This is a genomic window from Fulvivirga sp. (assembly GCF_040218215.1).
In the GTDB taxonomy this organism is placed as follows: Bacteria; Bacteroidota; Bacteroidia; order Cytophagales; family Cyclobacteriaceae; genus Fulvivirga.
This window is the reverse complement of record NZ_JAVJQL010000014.1, coordinates 330,961-346,300: the sequence shown is the minus strand read 5'-3', so window position 1 is coordinate 346,300 and position 15,340 is coordinate 330,961. Positions and strand designations below refer to the sequence as shown.

Genomic DNA, 15,340 nt, shown 5'->3' with positions numbered 1-15,340 from the left:
TATCAAGGAATAATATGGAACTATACCCTTTTTATTTTGTGAATAATAATTGTGAGAATAGGTGGCTTTTTGGTAATTTTTAACTTCAATAAATTCTTAAAAAATGAAAAACATATTAGTACCTACTGACTTTTCGGAATTATCAGAAAATGCCTTAAAAATGGCTGTTGATATTTGCCGGAAAAAGGGTTCGGAAATTTACTTAGTGAATTTCACAGAGCATAATTTTGGAGACAATTACCCTACCCTTGGAGATACTTCCGGTGGTTCTGTCGGTCAGGATGACGTTTTTCAATTACAGCTGGTTAGAAAGAACCACAGCAGGCTTTCTAAACTTGCAGAAAAACATGGTGCTTCTGTTAAAATCCACTTTCAAGTTTATGACGAGGACTTTTCAGATGGGTACAAGCTATATATTAAAGAGAAAAATATTGATCTCGTGGTGATGGGTACTTCAGGAGAAGAGAGCTATGAAGAGTTTTTCTCTGGAAACCATGCCCAGCAGGTTATTGAAGGAGCTACTTGTCCAGTGATTACCGTAAAGGACACTTACACGCAATCAACATTTAATAATATAATTGTAGGAATAGACTTGGAGAGTGACAGAAAAGATAACTATGCACAAGCTGCGACTTACCTGAATGAATTTGCGGAGACAGTTGTAGGTAAGTTGCATTTAGTGCATGTTGCTGAACTTAACTCTGATAAGGATAAGGTTCAAAAGGAAGTTGAACAGCTTGCAGAGAAATCTGGGTTTAGAAATTACACCTTAAATATCAATCAGAATGATAATGTCGAGCAGGGGCTACTGGCTTACTCTTATGCTGTAAATGCAGATATGCTGGTTATTTTAACACATAAAGAAGGCGGGCTTTTTAGGTTGTTTAAGAAAAGTGTTGCTGAAGATTTAAGTAAAAAGTCTTCAAGACCAATTATGACAATCAACTTACACAACATATAGTTCTTGAAATTACTGATAAAAAAAAGGAAGCAAGTGCTTCCTTTTTTTGTTACTTGTAAGCAAGCAGAACTGTATTAAATGGTGAGTCAATTTCTGCCATACCATCTTTTACTACTGTTTCTGTGTTGGAATAGGAGTCGATTAATACTGATCCATTTTCAAAAACTTCTCCTACACTAATGATTTTTTTCCCATCTTTAAGTTCAAGCCCAATTACAACCTTGTCCTTGTTAAAACTTCTTGAAAAGACATATGGATCAGAAGTAATAGTTTGATGTTCTCCGTTGGCTATTGACTTATGAATTTTTCTGAATTTGCCCAGCTTGCTCCAATGGTCAAATACTTTTCCTGTTTCGGTATTACTTAAGTCTTCCCAATTCATGAATGATCTCAGTGTGGCATCACCCTCTGTTCCTGATATTTCTAGGGATCTGGCAGACTCATCACCATAGTATATTTGGGCCATTCCTGAAGTAAGCAGTAACTTATTGGCCGATTCTATAGTCTTCTGTCTTGCTCCATCAAAAGGATTCCCATCATCATGAGAAGAAATGTAGTTCATTACTGTCACTTTTTTCATTTCAGGTTGATTTAAAAGGCTGTCATACTTATGAAATACAAAGTCATAATCTTTTTCAGCATCATAAACGAATTCAAAGTTGATAAGGCTTTTAAATCCATTGTCAAAATAGTCAACTTTTCGATCGCCAAAATTGTAATTTCTCTTTCCAGAAATACCATAACCATAAACTTCAGCCAGCATAAAAAATTCACTTTCATCTAAAACGCTCTCTGGGTTATTACTTTTCCATTCTTTAAACACCTGTTTGGCCAAAATTGATAACTCAGACCAGGCATCCTCCCTTAGATGTTTGGCTGTATCCACCCTAAAACCATCTATACCAAATTGTCTGATGTAATCGGTCAACCATTTCATGATATAAAACCTTGGAGCCTTAGAGTAGCCAGTGGTCTTAAAGAATTCATCAAGCTCTGCCATTTCTTTCTCGTATCGACCTTCACTTTTCCATTTTTCTATTAGAGATTGTGGCAGCTCAACATTATCTATCGATTCGGTTTTAATATCAGGAAGGTTTTTTACTAAAGTGCAATTAGCGGTTGTTTCAAAATCTTGATAAGTACAAGTAGGGGAAGTGCGTACCCAACTCTCCGGCCATACCGGGTCAAGAGGTGTAACCGGACCAGTATGATTTAAGACTACATCTAGAAGAATTCTAATGCCTCTGCCATGTGCTGCATCGACCATTTCCTTCAAATCATCCATTGTACCAAAATTTGGATCGAGATTGGTCCAGTCTTTTATCCAATAACCGTGGTAGCCATAAGTAGCCCCAGTTCCTTCGTCAACAAATCCATGAATCTGTTCAAATACTGGTGAAAACCAGATGGCTTCAATGCCCAATTTGTCAAAGTATCCCTCATTGATTTTTGCGGTTATTCCTTTAATATCACCTCCCATAAAATTCCGCAATAATCCGGTTTCAGTAGTACGCTCAAAATTAAGATCGTTGCTTGTGTCACCATTGTTAAAGCGGTCAGTCAGCAGGAAATATACCGTTGCTGCATCCCAATCAAATTTGTAAGGTTCTTTTTCAACCTGCACTTCCTTGGATGTTTCGCAGCTAAAGGTTGATACAAGTAAAATCGTTAACAGAAGATTTAATATTACTTTTCTCATAGGTGTCTTGTGAATTTAATGAGTTAAATTAAGTGAAATTACTTATTTATCTAAAAGTGGAATATCATCAACTTTAAAATACAATAGTTGGCGTATGAATTCATGGGAAAAAGTCCTAATCGGAGAGCTAGAATTAGGTTCTAAATTTAGAGTGAGCATGAACGATAAGGAGCTGTTAACAATATCAGATATTGATAATGAAATGGCTTATTGTAATCATTTCATAGGCTTATATGTACTCCCTTTAGTAAGGTTTGTTTACGCAGTTCATAACAAAGAAGCATTATCAAACACTACTTCATAAAAAAGGCCGGCTCAAATATTTGAGCCGGCCTTTTACTTTATAAAATCTCTTTTACTCTTTTCCTTCTTTGTTATTAAAACGCTTTCTTTCATTTTCATCAAGATAGATTTTTCTCATCCTGATACTTTTAGGAGTGACCTCAAGGTATTCATCCTTTTGGATGTATTCCATAGCCTCTTCTAATGAAAACTTGCGAGCCGGTGCTATCTTGGCATTATTATCAGAACCAGAAGCACGCATGTTTGTTAATTTTTTTCCTTTTTGAATATTAACAACTAAATCATTGTCCCTTGAATGTTCACCAATAACCTGACCCATATATAAATCCTCTCCTGGATCAACAAAGAATACTCCTCTATCCTGAAGTTTATCAATTGAGTAAGGGGTTCCTGGGCCATTCTCCATAGATATTAATGAACCATTGATTCTACCTTGTATCTCACCTTTGTATGGTGCGTATTCTTTGAACCTGTGAGTCATAATAGCTTCACCACCAGTGGCAGTAAGCACATTATTTCTAAGGCCTATCAACCCCCTTGCAGGAATGTCAAATTCCAAGTGCTGAAGGTCACCTTTCGGCTCCATTATCTTCAACTCACCTTTTTTGGCACTTACCAATTCTATCACTTTACCAGAAGACTCAGAAGGTACATCAACTACCAAATGCTCAATTGGTTCGTTTCTAACACCATTAATTTCTTTGAATAGAACCTGAGGCTGACCAACCTGAAGTTCATATCCTTCCCTTCTCATAGTCTCAATTAAGATTGATAAGTGAAGAATTCCACGACCAAACACATTGAATTTATCTTCAGAAGCGGTGTCTTCGATTCGAAGTGCAAGGTTTTTCTCAGTTTCTTTATATAATCGATCGCGCAAGTGCCTTGAAGTCACAAACTTACCTTCCTTACCAAAAAAAGGAGAATTGTTAATTGTGAATAACATGCTCATTGTAGGCTCATCGATCGCAATTCTTGGTAGAGGTTCTGGATTTGCGAAATCTGTCACTGTATCACCTAACTCAAAATTGTCAACTCCTACCAATGCACATATGTCCCCACAAAAAGCTTCAGGCACACGTTTTTTACCAAGACCTTCAAAAACATGAACCTCTTTTATCTTAACTCTTTTAATAGACCCGTCCTTTTTGGTCAAACCTAAATTGTCACCTTCTTTAATAGAACCCTGTGCAATACGGCCTATTGCAATACGGCCAACAAAAGAGGAAAAGTCTAATGAAGTGATTCTCATCTGAGGTACACCTTCTTTTGTTGGTGCTGGAGGAATAAACTCTATAATACCATCAAGAAGTGCGAATATATCTGTTGTAGGGTTTTTCCAATCAGAACTCATCCATCCATGTTTGGATGATCCATAGAATGTAGGGAAGTCTAACTGATCTTCTGTAGCATCCAGATTGAACATTAAGTCAAAGACTTGCTCATGCACATCATCTGGACGACAATTTTCTTTATCTACCTTATTAACAACCACAATCGGTTTTAAACCAAGCGCCAGCGCCTTGCTCAAAACAAATCTTGTTTGTGGCATTGGGCCTTCAAATGCATCTACCAGTAGCAGTACACCGTCAGCCATTTTAAGAACTCTCTCTACCTCACCACCAAAATCTGAGTGACCAGGAGTGTCAATAATATTAATCTTTACATCTTTGTATCTTATCGATACATTTTTAGAGGTAATAGTAATACCTCTTTCTCTTTCTAAATCCCCGTCATCGAGAATCAGGTCATCTGTTTCCTGATTTTCCCTCAATATTTTTGAGGCGTGGATAATTTTGTCAACCAATGTTGTTTTACCGTGGTCAACGTGTGCAATAATTGCAACATTACGTATGTTTTGCATGCTTTGAAATTAAGCTGCAAAGCTAGCAAACTAATTACAGAAACACTGCTAACACTTATTTATTTTCTGTGTGAAGCCTTTTTCAAAACCGACAGAAAATCTATGTAAGATTTTTTAGCAATCTTATACATCTTTTGACAGTAACTGATATAACTGCTATGAAAGTCATGTCTAAAATTATTTTCACAACTAACTATTTATTAGTCGCTTGGATAAATTTAATTCATTTAAAAGTTAAACGAATTCTTACATGACATTTAAAGGTTAATATTTCTAGTTCTTTAACGAATTAGAAATTAGTGTCTTCCATAGTTATGCCTTGCATTGGCTGCTGCTGAGTTTCAGTTGTTACAATTTTGTCATTTGAATTCTTATCGATTGTGATAAATGCGAAAGATCCAAGTATGGCTACTGCCACGGCTGCTATTAATATTTTAGATTTCATGATATTGATATTTTAAATTATAGTTTGATTTATTTTTAATTAGAATCCTTTGTCGTCCTTGGTCACACCATCTCCTACAGTTTCGACTTTTTGATTAAGTCCGTCATTTGGGCTGATTTCTTCTTCGGAACATGCCGTAAATAGGGCTGATAAAATTATGATACTGAATATTGTGTATAATTTTGATTTCATGATTTTCAAAGTTTTAGTTGGGTTGAATGCTTATATATCTTAGAATCCTTTGTCGTCTTTAGTGACACCATCACCTACAGTCTCTACTTTCTGATTGAGACCATCATTTGGGCTGATTTCCTCTTCAGAACATGCTGTAAATAAGGTAGATAGAATGATTATGCTGAATAATGTGTATAATTTAGATTTCATGATTTAATAATGTTTAGTTGGTTGAGTCTTTTCTATATTAGAATCCTTTGTCGTCTTTAGTGACACCATCACCTACAGTCTCTACTTTCTGATTAAGGCCTTCGTTTGGGCTGATTTCCTCTTCAGAACATGCTGTGAATATGGCAGTTAGAAGTAAAATTGATAAAATTGTAAATAATTTAGATTTCATATTCTAGTTGTTTAGTTCTTTAACTCCTTAATTTAATTTTAGAAACCTTTATCATCTTTGGTCACTCCATCACCGACAGTTTCCACTTTCTGGTTAAGTCCGTCATTTGGGCTAATTTCTTCTTCGCTGCAAGAAGTGAGTCCGAAAAATGCTGCAAATGCGAATGCGATTAGTAATTTTGATTTCATAGTTGTTGTTTGGTTTTAATTGTACTTTCTTTATATTAATGATTTCAAAAAAATCAGTGCTTTCGACTAATATTCTTACATATCATTATTATGACATTATTTTTTTAATCACACTTTATTTAGTTGGCTTCGATTCAAAGTTGTACTTATAATTTTTTGTATGCTCTTTAAAAATGAATTCTATCTTACCCATGTGTGATTATTATATGAATGCCTTTAAAAAGGGGGTTACCATATTCTTTGTCATTATTGCTTTTGCACCTTTTAAAGTTTTAGGGCAGGATAATATTGATAGTTTAATAAATCTGGCTGAATCAGCAACATTAGAGGAAAAGCCATCGCTTTTCATGGATTTGTTTGTCAAAACCCGCCAGAACTTTGATAGTGGGATGTTTTATGCCAATGAGTCCAAAAAATATGCGTTATTGGCTGGTGACAGTTTGAATTATACCAGAGCTGAATATGCCATTGCGTATTTGTATAAAAATCAAGGGTATGCTGAAGATGCAATTGCACATTATCTCAATGCATTGAAAACAGCAAGAAATAATGGCTTTACAGATAGGGAGAAAGCTAGCTTAAATGGTTTAGCTTTATCATATTATGGTTTATCTCAATTTGATAAATCCTTGAAGTATCATTTTGAATCATTAGCTCTTAGGGAGAATGATGGGAATAAAAGTGACATAGCAATAGCCGTAAACAATATTGGCTTAGTATATTATCAATTAAATGATTTCAGTAAGGCCATATTGTATTTTAAAAGAGCACTTGAAATAGAAAAAGAATTAGGGGGACAAGATATAGAAGGGACATATGTCAATTTAGGACTTGCTTATTTAGGGCTAAAAGAATTTGATGTTGCATTAGAAAATTTTAACAGGGGAATTGAATTATGTAACGAAGGGTGTAGTAATTCCATTTTTCTCGAAGCCTACAATGGGGCAGGTGCCTGTCTCTTTGCATTAGAGAAAAAAAAAGAAGCTCGTGAAAAATTACTTCTCGCACTGGAGGTGGCTTATCAGGAAGATGCAGAATCTAATCTAATATCAATCTATAATAATTTGGCACAAATAGATTTTGCAGAGAATGATTTTGAGATGGCATTAAACCGCCTAGATTCCAGTCAAATATTAGCAGTAAAGTTAGCTAGCCGAAATTGGGCAAAAAAGAACTTTAGACTGTATGCTGAGTTGTATAGTCAAGCCGGTGAATTTCAAAAAGCTTATGACAATCAGGTTAAATATGACTCAGTTAATTCTGAAATATTAAATGATGTTGTTGCAAAGAACCTTCTTCAAATTCAGGTAGATTTCGAGGAGCGCCAGAATCTTGAAATTATCGCCCTTAAGGATAAAGAAATAGGTCGAAGGACAACATTGCTTCTCTTGTCCATTATTATTTCTGTGTTAACGGTGGTTATCATATTTATCCTCTATCGTAATAATAAAATCAGGCGTAGGGTTAATAATAAACTTACTGCTGCAAATAAAACTATTGAGAGCCAAAACAGGACCTTGACAGAGCTCAACTCTGTGCTTGAAGAACGTGTAAAAGAAAGGACTGAAGAATTAAGGGAATCGAACGAGGCCTTAATTAAGTCGAATCATGATCTTGATAACTTTATATATAAGACTTCTCATGACATCAGGGGGCCTCTTGCCACCCTTCAGGGTATTTGTAATATCGCTTTAATGGACATTAATGATCCAATGGCTGTTGATTATCTACAAAAGTTGAGCAAGACAGCCTACAAACTGAATCTGATACTTTCTAAGCTGCTGGTGATTAACCAAATCAACAACGCCCTACCTCTACTGGAAGATGTAAGGTTGCACAATTTGGTAATTAGTATGGTTGATGAGAATAAGATGAGCTATTTCAGTAAAGAAATTTCAGTGAAGATTGAGATTTCAAAAAGCCTGACAATTACATCTGATCCCGACTTACTCAAAATTATACTTGGCAACCTAATCAGCAATGCTTTTAAATTTCACAATGACTCGAAAAGGGTTGATTCTTTTATAATTGTTAGATCCTGCATTGAAGGTGACCTATTCATATTTGAGGTAATTGATAATGGCGTTGGTATAGAAGAAAGTGTGGCTCACCAGATATTTGATATTTTCTCAAAAACTTCTGAAATACAAGATACTGCCGGTCTTGGGCTGTACCTGGTAAAGCTGGCTACTGAAAAGCTTGATGGTAAAATTGAAGTAAAAAAATCTGACGAAGGGGATACCTTGTTTAGGGTCACATTGCCGCTAAACTAAAACCAATCTCCGTTGTTATATTAAAGCATTTTTAATACCTTATAAGGCTAAACATTCTTCTTTGGCTTTATAATGAGGTTATTACTTATCTTTTTTCTAACGATAATTGCCTTACCAGTTGTTGGACAAAAAAGTATGAGCGATAGTGACGCTCTCAAAGAAGATATCGAACGCCTCAATCAGAAGACTATCTCCATTTGGCTCAACTTTCCTGATAGTGCCATGAGTTATGCGCGTTTGGCATATCAAAAAGCCAAAAAATTGGATGATCCCAAGTTTCTATCATCGTCACTACGTCTTATTGGGGGGGTGCATTACTACAAAGGCAATTATGATTCTGTAATCCATTATTCGAATCTGTCCTTAAAGATAGCCCAGGAGCTAGAAGATTCTGTACTCATGAATAATGTTCTTAATAATCTGGGTTTAGCTCATAATAATCTGGGCAGTTATCAGAATGCTTTAGAATATCTACTAAGATCATTGAATTTGAAGAAAGCACTGAAACAAGAGTATGGACTTGTTCTTAATACTAATAATATAGGCTTGGTTTATCAGAATCTTAAAGATTACGGCACCGCCAGAAAGTACTTTCTTGAGGCCCTTGATATAGCAGAGCAGCAGAAGGATAATAACTTGATACTTTACTCTCAAAACAATGCAGGTTTTACCTACCTAAGCCAAAATAACCTTGAACAGGCCGAGAACTATTTTAGAAGGTCATTGGCCATTGAGGTTGATAATAAAAATTGGAAAGCAGTGACTTTCAGCGGTATGGGACAGGTTTATCAATTAAGGGGGCAGTTTAAAGACTCCAGAACTTATTTTGACAAGGCCCTTGAGTTAAGGGATGAGATTGGTGATAAACGAGGCATTTCGGAGATATATTATATGCTGAGTAACGAGAATTACCTGAATCAGAATTATGATAGCTCTTTGTTTCATCTTAATCAAAGCCATAAAATAGCAGAAGAAATTTCTGCCAAGGATAGAATCTTTGATAATTACGAGCTCTATGCTAAAATCTATCATGATATAGGAAATTTAGCCAATGCCTTTTTCTATCAGGATAGCCTGCTGAGACTTAGGGATTTTTTATTCAATGAGAATATGGCCAGAAATTTAGCTGGTATACAATTAAAAATACAAGAAGAAGAAAATCAGCGAGCGCTATCTCTAAAAGAAGAAGAATTAAAAGAGGAAAGACGGTATGTCATATTTCTGATTGTTGTTATTGTGCTAGTTCTTATCACTGTTGTCATTACACTTTATCAAGTGAGAATTAATAAAAAGAGGAATAAGGCATTAAATCTTAGAAATCAGGAAATCAATCAGCAAAAGATAGAAATTGAAGTTCAAAAGGAATCCTTACTTGAGAAGAATGCTCAGCTTGAGACTGCCCAAAGAACAATTAAAAATCAGAATGACCAGCTTGAAAAATATAACAGGCAGCTGAAATCTGCTGTGGATGAACAGTCTGATCAGCTGAAAGAACGAAATGATCAATTGATGCTAGCTAATCTGGAGCTCGATAATTTTATCTATAAATCATCTCATGATATTAAAGGGCCACTAGCTACATTGCTGGGTATGTGCAATGTGGCCTTGTTGGATGTGGAGGAAGACAAGGCTAGAAATTATTTTGAAATGCTAAATGAAACGGCTTTAGGTTTAAATTCAATACTTGCCAGACTTAAGACCGTCAGCGATATTTCCAGCCTTGAGCTTAAATTCCAGTCTATCGATTTTTCTAAAATTATTGAAGAATGTGTTGAGCAAAACCGAAAGATTGAGGGAGATGAAAGTGTTTCTGTAAAGTATAAAATAGATCATGGCTTATCTTTTGTTTCTGACCCAACGCTGCTGGATTTGATCTTCTTTAATATTATTCAAAGTGTGATTAAGATGCGTGATGTTGAATTAGACTCACATGATATTCTCATCACTTTAAAAAGGAACAATTCTGAACTAGAGGTTGATATAATAGATCAGGAATCAGGTCCTAAAAATAAGGAATTGGGGGATGTTTTTGAGCTTTTCGCTAAATCTGCATTACACCACAGAACACTTGGGCTAGGGCTTTATGTAGTAAAGCAATCGGTCATAAGACTTGGGGGAAATATTGTGCTTCTGGATGATGAAAATCACACACATTTCAAAATTAAACTACCAATATCCTAATTGGATTAATACCCATTGCTATAATTATGTTCTATCTTTGCCGCCATTAATTTTTTCAGAAAATGGCCAATAAAGATTTTAAAAGATATACTGTTACAGCTGCTCTTCCTTACGCCAATGGCCCCGTTCATATTGGGCACTTGGCAGGTGTTTATGTTCCTTCAGATATTTATGTCAGATACCTCAGAAGTAGGGGCAGGGATGTGGTATTTGTTTGTGGTTCAGATGAGCATGGTGTGGCAATTACTTTAAGAGCCAAAAAGGAGGGAATTACACCTCAACAAGTTGTTGACAAGTATCACAACATTATAAAGGAGTCGTTCGAGAAGTTTGGAATTGACTTTGACATATATTCAAGAACTTCATCACCAGTACATCATCAACTTTCAGCCGACATTTTTAAGAAGATGTATGAGAAGGGCTGTTTTGATGAGCAGGTTTCATCTCAGTATTACGATGAAGAGAATAAACAATTCTTGGCAGACAGATATATAATTGGCACTTGTCCAAATTGTAGTTTTGACAATGCTTACGGAGACCAGTGTGAGCGATGCGGAACATCTCTAAGCCCTTCAGAATTGATCAATCCAAGGTCGGCACTAAGTGGTGCCAAACCAGTACTTAAAGAGACAAAGCACTGGTACCTGCCAATGGACAAATATGAGCCTTGGTTGAAGGAGTGGATTTTAGACGGACATAAAGAATGGAAGGCCAATGTTTATGGCCAGTGCAAGTCGTGGTTAGATAATGGCTTGATGCCAAGAGCGATGACCAGAGACCTTGATTGGGGTGTGAAAGTCCCTGTAAAAGGAGCTGATGGTAAAGTTTTATATGTGTGGTTTGACGCACCAATAGGGTATATTTCTGCAACCAAAGAGTGGGCAGAGCAAAATGGGAAGGACTGGCAGCCTTATTGGCAAGATAAGGACACCAAATTGGTGCACTTTATTGGTAAGGATAACATTGTATTCCATTGTATAATTTTCCCAACCATTTTAAAGGCTGATGGAGATTTTATATTACCTGACAATGTTCCAGCCAATGAGTTTCTGAATCTAGAAGGCAATAAAATCAGTACCTCTAAAAACTGGGCGGTTTGGTTACACGAATATTTAGAAGATATCCCTGGCAAAGAGGATGTACTTCGGTACGCACTATGTGCGAATGCTCCGGAGACAAAAGATAATGATTTTACATGGAAAGACTTTCAAACAAGGAATAACAGTGAGTTAGTAGCTATTCTAGGCAATTTTGTAAACAGGGCGGCAGTACTTACGCAGAAGTATTATAACGGGGCTGTACCTGCGAAAGGTCAATTGTTTGATATAGATAATGACACTATAGCCAAAGTTAAAATGGCTCCTGATAAAATAGCCAAAGCCGTTGAGCAGTTTAAGTTTAGGGATGCTATGGCTGAATTAATTGACCTGGCACGGATAGGCAATAAGTATCTGGCAGATACAGAGCCATGGAAGTTGGTAAAGGAGGATGAAGAAAGGGTGAAGACTATCATGAACATTGCTCTTCAAATAGTTGCAAACCTTGCTATACTGGGAGAGCCATTTTTGCCTTTTACAGCTGCTAAATTAACAGGAATGTTAAATCTTGATAAACTTAAATGGAATGAAGCGGGGGGAATGGAAATATTGAAGGACGGTTCCACCGTGAACAAACCTGAGCTGTTGTTTGAGAAAATAGAAGACGATTTAATCGAAAAGCAAATACAAAAGCTTGAAGCTACTAAACAGAAGAATGATATGGAAAATGCACCGGTGACACCTTCAAAGGCTGAAATCACTTTTGATGATTTCATGAAAATGGATATTAGAATCGGTACAATCCTTGAAGCAGAGGCAGTTCCTAAATCTAAAAAGCTATTAAAGCTTAAAGTTGATACCGGTATTGATAAGCGAACTGTATTAAGTGGTATCGCGCAGCACTTTAGTCCTGAAGATATAATTGGTAAACAAGTATCAATACTTGTCAATCTGGCACCAAGAAACATCATGGGACAAGAGTCTCAGGGGATGATTCTTATGGCTGAAAATAAAGATGGAAGTCTGAAATTTGTAATGCCCTCTGATAAAGTGAGCCCGGGGTCAACTATCAGTTAAACTTAGCTGTCTTATCTTCAAAAGAAACATCTGATGCCTTCTTAATATGGAGCCTCAGAGTGACCACTAGCTCCTGGGCTCCAGCGGCCAGGGCAGCCTCTTGTGCACGTTTAACAACTGTCATAACTTCATCATAATGTCCTTCAATAACAGTTTCCATTGGGGTTACCATATACCTCAATCCAGATTGCTGAATGACTTTGATAGCTTCGTCTATTATAGGGTAAATAGGAAGGTGCTCCGTATGAGGTACAACCTGAAGGCCAGCATTTATTTTGTGATTTATCATGAAGATGATGTTTGTTTTTTAGGTAAAATGAGTTCTAAAGGTACTAGTCATTGAATTGGTTCATTGTTCTTGCAATACCAATGCTGGCAAATGAATAAATCATTTCAATGGCCTTGTCAATTTTTTCAGGAAGAAAATTGAACTCCTCTTTATTGAAATTACTCAGAACATAATCAACCTGCTGCCCTGGCCTGAAGTTGTTGTCTACCCCAAACTTAAGTCTGGGATAGTCTTGACCACCAGTTAGTTCTTCAATATTTTTTAGCCCATTATGACCGGCCGCAGATCCTTTGGCTCGCATCCTTAGTTTCCCAAAGGGAAGGGCAATATCATCAACAATGACCAAGATGTTCTCTTTAGGGATTTTTAATTCCTTCATCCAATAATTAACGGCCTTCCCACTTAAATTCATGTAGGTAGTAGGTTTTATAAGAAAAAGCTGCCTTCCTTTATGCTTCACTTCAGCAGTATTGGCATATCTTCCTGAGTTGAAGCTTACACCTTTGTCATCTGCCAATTTATCTAGCACGAGAAAACCAATGTTGTGTCTTGTCAGTTCGTATTCAGGACCAATATTTCCGAGCCCTACAATAAGGTGTTTCATAGGTTTAAAATAAAGCCAAAATTATGTTTTGAAAATGGTTAAACAAAAAATCCTGTTTCAGCTTAGCCAAAACAGGATTTGAGATTTTGCTTTTGTCAGAGTGCTTATTCAGCAGCGTCTTCTGCTGGAGCTTCTGCTCCTTCTGCAGCTTCTGCCTCTTCAGCTTCTTCTTCCTCTGCAGTTTTACCTCTAAGTGCCCTTGGTATTTCAACCACGGCAACAGAAGCAATTTTAGAATCTAAAATTTCAAAGTTATTTTCTTCTATTTCGCCCACTTTAAGTGCCTTTCCAAAATCAAGTTTTGAAATATCAACTGTAATAAAATCAGGGAAATGTTTAGGAAGTGCTTTAACCATTAAGTGTCTTCTCTTCTTGATCAATGATCCACCTTTAACAACTCCAGGAGATGTTCCTTCGAAGTGTACAGGTATTTTCATTTTCATTAGTTTGCCTTCAAATAACTGAAGGAAGTCAGCGTGAAGAATTACTTCACTTACTGGGTGGAATTGCGCTTCTTGAAGTATAGCTTGGTATTCTTTTCCTTCAATGTTTATATGAACGAAGTGTGCCAAATCAGTGTAAATTAATTCCCTGAAAAGGATCATTGGTGCATAAAAATGCACTTGCTCTTCGCCACCATAAATAACACATGGTACATGGCCTTCTGCTCTAAGCCTCTTGGCTTCAGCTTTGCCGAGATTTGCTCTGTTATACCCTATAATCTCAACTGTTTTCATAATATATTATATTTAATTAATGAGTTCTTTTTTAAACCGATTATGACTGAATGAACAATGAACTGATTGATTCATGATCGTGTATCTTTCTGATTGCTTTAGCAAACAGGTCAGCTACGGTTAATACTTTTATTTTAGACGAACTGCCTTTTAGTGGGAGTGTATCTGTAATAACCAGCTCTTCTAATACTGAGTTTTCAATGTTTTCATAAGCCTTGCCAGATAATACCGGGTGTGTTACTACGGCTCTAACTGAATTGGCACCTTTCTCCTTAAGAAGGGCGGCAGCCTTGCACATTGTGCCACCAGTGTCTATCAGGTCATCAACCATGATCACATCTTTGCCTTCTACTTCACCAATCAAGCGCATAGAAGCAACTTCATTTGCCCTTTCTCTATACTTATCGCAAACCACCATTTCTGCATTAAAGAACTTAGCAAAAGTTCTCGTTCTTTTTACACCACCAACATCTGGTGAAGCAAAAATAATGTTCTCTAAATTTAAGGCCTTTAGGTAAGGGATGAATATAGAAGTGCCATCCAGGTGATCTAACGGAATATCAAAAAATCCCTGAATCTGATCAGCATGCAAATCGCAGGTCATAATCCTATCCGCACCAGCCGCTGTTAACAGGTTAGCCATCATTTTGGCAGCAATAGCAACTCTTGGCTTGTCTTTTCTATCCTGTCTTGCATAACCAAAGTATGGCACCACTACAGTTACATACTTGGCACTTGCTCTTTTCGCTCCGTCAATCATGAGCAATAGCTCCAAGAAATTGTCAGCAGGAGGAAAAGTAGATTGGATTAAAAATACATCAGCACCACGAACAGATTCGTTGAAATAGGGACACATTTCCCCGTCACTGAATTTTTGTAGTGTAACTTCTCCCAGAGGTTTGCCATAAGACTGCGCTATTTTATCAGCAAGGTACTTAGTGGACTGACCTGAGAAAATTTTTACTGATGACATTTTTTAGTTTTAAGCTTAAAAACAAGGGCGAGCAGCTGCTCGCCCTTTTGTTGCCCGACTAGGGCTCGAACCTAGACTCTTCTGGACCAAAACCAGACGTGTTGCCAGTTACACCATCGGGCATTACTATTCCCC

The 15,340-nt window shown here is 36.7% G+C and carries 16 protein-coding genes and 1 tRNA gene; 5 read left to right on the top strand and 12 right to left on the bottom strand.

What is annotated here, in order from left to right:
• The first annotated feature begins 103 nt into the window (after positions 1-103).
• The gene (locus RIB54_RS10250; RefSeq protein WP_350100825.1) at positions 104-961 is read left to right on the top strand and encodes a universal stress protein; all 858 of its coding nucleotides are present in this window, start codon (positions 104-106) and stop codon (positions 959-961) included.
• A gap of 49 nt (positions 962-1,010) precedes the next feature.
• On the opposite strand, the gene RIB54_RS10245 is transcribed toward RIB54_RS10250, so the two are convergent.
• A complete protein-coding gene (locus RIB54_RS10245; RefSeq protein WP_350100823.1) occupies positions 1,011-2,660 on the bottom strand; it encodes an alpha-amylase family glycosyl hydrolase in 1,650 nt (549 codons plus the stop codon).
• 157 nt (positions 2,661-2,817) lie between these two features.
• Between RIB54_RS10245 and RIB54_RS10240 the strand changes: the two genes are divergently transcribed.
• Positions 2,818-2,964, top strand: a complete 147-nt coding sequence (locus tag RIB54_RS10240; protein WP_350100822.1) for a hypothetical protein — start codon at positions 2,818-2,820, stop codon at positions 2,962-2,964.
• A 51-nt stretch (positions 2,965-3,015) separates the two neighbouring features.
• Here RIB54_RS10240 and typA read toward each other — a convergent pair whose 3' ends face one another.
• From typA to RIB54_RS10210, 6 genes are all read right to left on the bottom strand, one after another.
• Positions 3,016-4,827: a translational GTPase TypA gene (gene typA, locus RIB54_RS10235; protein WP_350071458.1), complete on the bottom strand. Its 1,812-nt coding sequence runs from the start codon at positions 4,825-4,827 to the stop codon at positions 3,016-3,018.
• Positions 4,828-5,116: 289 nt separating this feature from the next.
• The gene (locus tag RIB54_RS10230) at positions 5,117-5,272 is read right to left on the bottom strand and encodes a hypothetical protein (RefSeq protein ID WP_350100821.1); all 156 of its coding nucleotides are present in this window, start codon (positions 5,270-5,272) and stop codon (positions 5,117-5,119) included.
• A gap of 39 nt (positions 5,273-5,311) precedes the next feature.
• Positions 5,312-5,464, bottom strand: coding sequence for a hypothetical protein (locus tag RIB54_RS10225; RefSeq protein ID WP_350100820.1), 153 nt, complete (start codon positions 5,462-5,464; stop codon positions 5,312-5,314).
• A 39-nt stretch (positions 5,465-5,503) separates the two neighbouring features.
• A complete protein-coding gene (locus RIB54_RS10220) occupies positions 5,504-5,656 on the bottom strand; it encodes a hypothetical protein (protein WP_350100818.1) in 153 nt (50 codons plus the stop codon).
• A gap of 37 nt (positions 5,657-5,693) precedes the next feature.
• Positions 5,694-5,846 carry a hypothetical protein gene (locus tag RIB54_RS10215; RefSeq protein ID WP_350100817.1) on the bottom strand — a complete coding sequence of 51 codons (153 nt, stop codon included), beginning with the start codon at positions 5,844-5,846 and terminating at the stop codon, positions 5,694-5,696.
• 38 nt (positions 5,847-5,884) lie between these two features.
• On the bottom strand, positions 5,885-6,034 hold the full coding sequence (locus tag RIB54_RS10210; RefSeq protein WP_350100816.1) for a hypothetical protein: 150 nt from the start codon (positions 6,032-6,034) through the stop codon (positions 5,885-5,887).
• A 173-nt stretch (positions 6,035-6,207) separates the two neighbouring features.
• Here RIB54_RS10210 and RIB54_RS10205 point away from each other — a divergent pair, with 173 nt between their 5' ends.
• The 3 genes from RIB54_RS10205 to metG all read left to right on the top strand — a co-directional run bounded on the left by RIB54_RS10205 (position 6,208) and on the right by metG (position 12,602).
• Entirely contained in the window at positions 6,208-8,307 is a 2,100-nt protein-coding gene (locus RIB54_RS10205; RefSeq protein ID WP_350100814.1) for a tetratricopeptide repeat-containing sensor histidine kinase, read from the top strand.
• A gap of 135 nt (positions 8,308-8,442) precedes the next feature.
• Positions 8,443-10,488, top strand: coding sequence for a tetratricopeptide repeat protein (locus RIB54_RS10200; RefSeq protein ID WP_350100813.1), 2,046 nt, complete (start codon positions 8,443-8,445; stop codon positions 10,486-10,488).
• 62 nt (positions 10,489-10,550) lie between these two features.
• Positions 10,551-12,602, top strand: coding sequence for a methionine--tRNA ligase (metG, locus tag RIB54_RS10195; protein WP_350100812.1), 2,052 nt, complete (start codon positions 10,551-10,553; stop codon positions 12,600-12,602).
• Here the strand turns inward: metG and RIB54_RS10190 are convergent.
• The 5 genes from RIB54_RS10190 to RIB54_RS10170 form a co-directional block, all read right to left on the bottom strand.
• A complete protein-coding gene (locus RIB54_RS10190; RefSeq protein ID WP_350100810.1) occupies positions 12,595-12,891 on the bottom strand; it encodes a thiamine-binding protein in 297 nt (98 codons plus the stop codon). The two genes, metG and RIB54_RS10190, sit on opposite strands and share 8 nt — an antisense overlap.
• A gap of 43 nt (positions 12,892-12,934) precedes the next feature.
• Entirely contained in the window at positions 12,935-13,495 is a 561-nt protein-coding gene (pth, locus tag RIB54_RS10185) for an aminoacyl-tRNA hydrolase (protein ID WP_350066160.1), read from the bottom strand.
• Positions 13,496-13,599: 104 nt separating this feature from the next.
• The gene (locus RIB54_RS10180) at positions 13,600-14,232 is read right to left on the bottom strand and encodes a 50S ribosomal protein L25/general stress protein Ctc (protein WP_350100809.1); all 633 of its coding nucleotides are present in this window, start codon (positions 14,230-14,232) and stop codon (positions 13,600-13,602) included.
• 40 nt (positions 14,233-14,272) lie between these two features.
• Positions 14,273-15,205: a ribose-phosphate pyrophosphokinase gene (locus RIB54_RS10175; protein WP_350066164.1), complete on the bottom strand. Its 933-nt coding sequence runs from the start codon at positions 15,203-15,205 to the stop codon at positions 14,273-14,275.
• A 50-nt stretch (positions 15,206-15,255) separates the two neighbouring features.
• Positions 15,256-15,328 (bottom strand) — tRNA-Gln (locus tag RIB54_RS10170).
• Positions 15,329-15,340 lie beyond the last annotated feature (12 nt).

Bases quoted from the DNA above. Each gene is read 5' to 3' on its own strand.
- RIB54_RS10220 (WP_350100818.1), bottom strand. From the start codon at position 5,656: ATGAAATCTAAATTATACACATTATTCAGCATAATCATTCTATCTACC.
- RIB54_RS10215 (WP_350100817.1), bottom strand. From the start codon at position 5,846: ATGAAATCTAAATTATTTACAATTTTATCAATTTTACTTCTAACTGCC.
- typA (WP_350071458.1), bottom strand. From the start codon at position 4,827: ATGCAAAACATACGTAATGTTGCAATTATTGCACACGTTGACCACGGT.
- pth (WP_350066160.1), bottom strand. From the start codon at position 13,495: ATGAAACACCTTATTGTAGGGCTCGGAAATATTGGTCCTGAATACGAA.
- RIB54_RS10190 (WP_350100810.1), bottom strand. From the start codon at position 12,891: ATGATAAATCACAAAATAAATGCTGGCCTTCAGGTTGTACCTCATACG.
- RIB54_RS10180 (WP_350100809.1), bottom strand. From the start codon at position 14,232: ATGAAAACAGTTGAGATTATAGGGTATAACAGAGCAAATCTCGGCAAA.
- RIB54_RS10200 (WP_350100813.1), top strand. From the start codon at position 8,443: ATGAGCGATAGTGACGCTCTCAAAGAAGATATCGAACGCCTCAATCAG.
- RIB54_RS10210 (WP_350100816.1), bottom strand. From the start codon at position 6,034: ATGAAATCAAAATTACTAATCGCATTCGCATTTGCAGCATTTTTCGGA.
- RIB54_RS10240 (WP_350100822.1), top strand. From the start codon at position 2,818: ATGAACGATAAGGAGCTGTTAACAATATCAGATATTGATAATGAAATG.
- RIB54_RS10205 (WP_350100814.1), top strand. From the start codon at position 6,208: ATGAATTCTATCTTACCCATGTGTGATTATTATATGAATGCCTTTAAA.
- RIB54_RS10225 (WP_350100820.1), bottom strand. From the start codon at position 5,464: ATGAAATCAAAATTATACACAATATTCAGTATCATAATTTTATCAGCC.
- metG (WP_350100812.1), top strand. From the start codon at position 10,551: ATGGCCAATAAAGATTTTAAAAGATATACTGTTACAGCTGCTCTTCCT.
- RIB54_RS10230 (WP_350100821.1), bottom strand. From the start codon at position 5,272: ATGAAATCTAAAATATTAATAGCAGCCGTGGCAGTAGCCATACTTGGA.
- RIB54_RS10250 (WP_350100825.1), top strand. From the start codon at position 104: ATGAAAAACATATTAGTACCTACTGACTTTTCGGAATTATCAGAAAAT.
- RIB54_RS10245 (WP_350100823.1), bottom strand. From the start codon at position 2,660: ATGAGAAAAGTAATATTAAATCTTCTGTTAACGATTTTACTTGTATCA.
- RIB54_RS10175 (WP_350066164.1), bottom strand. From the start codon at position 15,205: ATGTCATCAGTAAAAATTTTCTCAGGTCAGTCCACTAAGTACCTTGCT.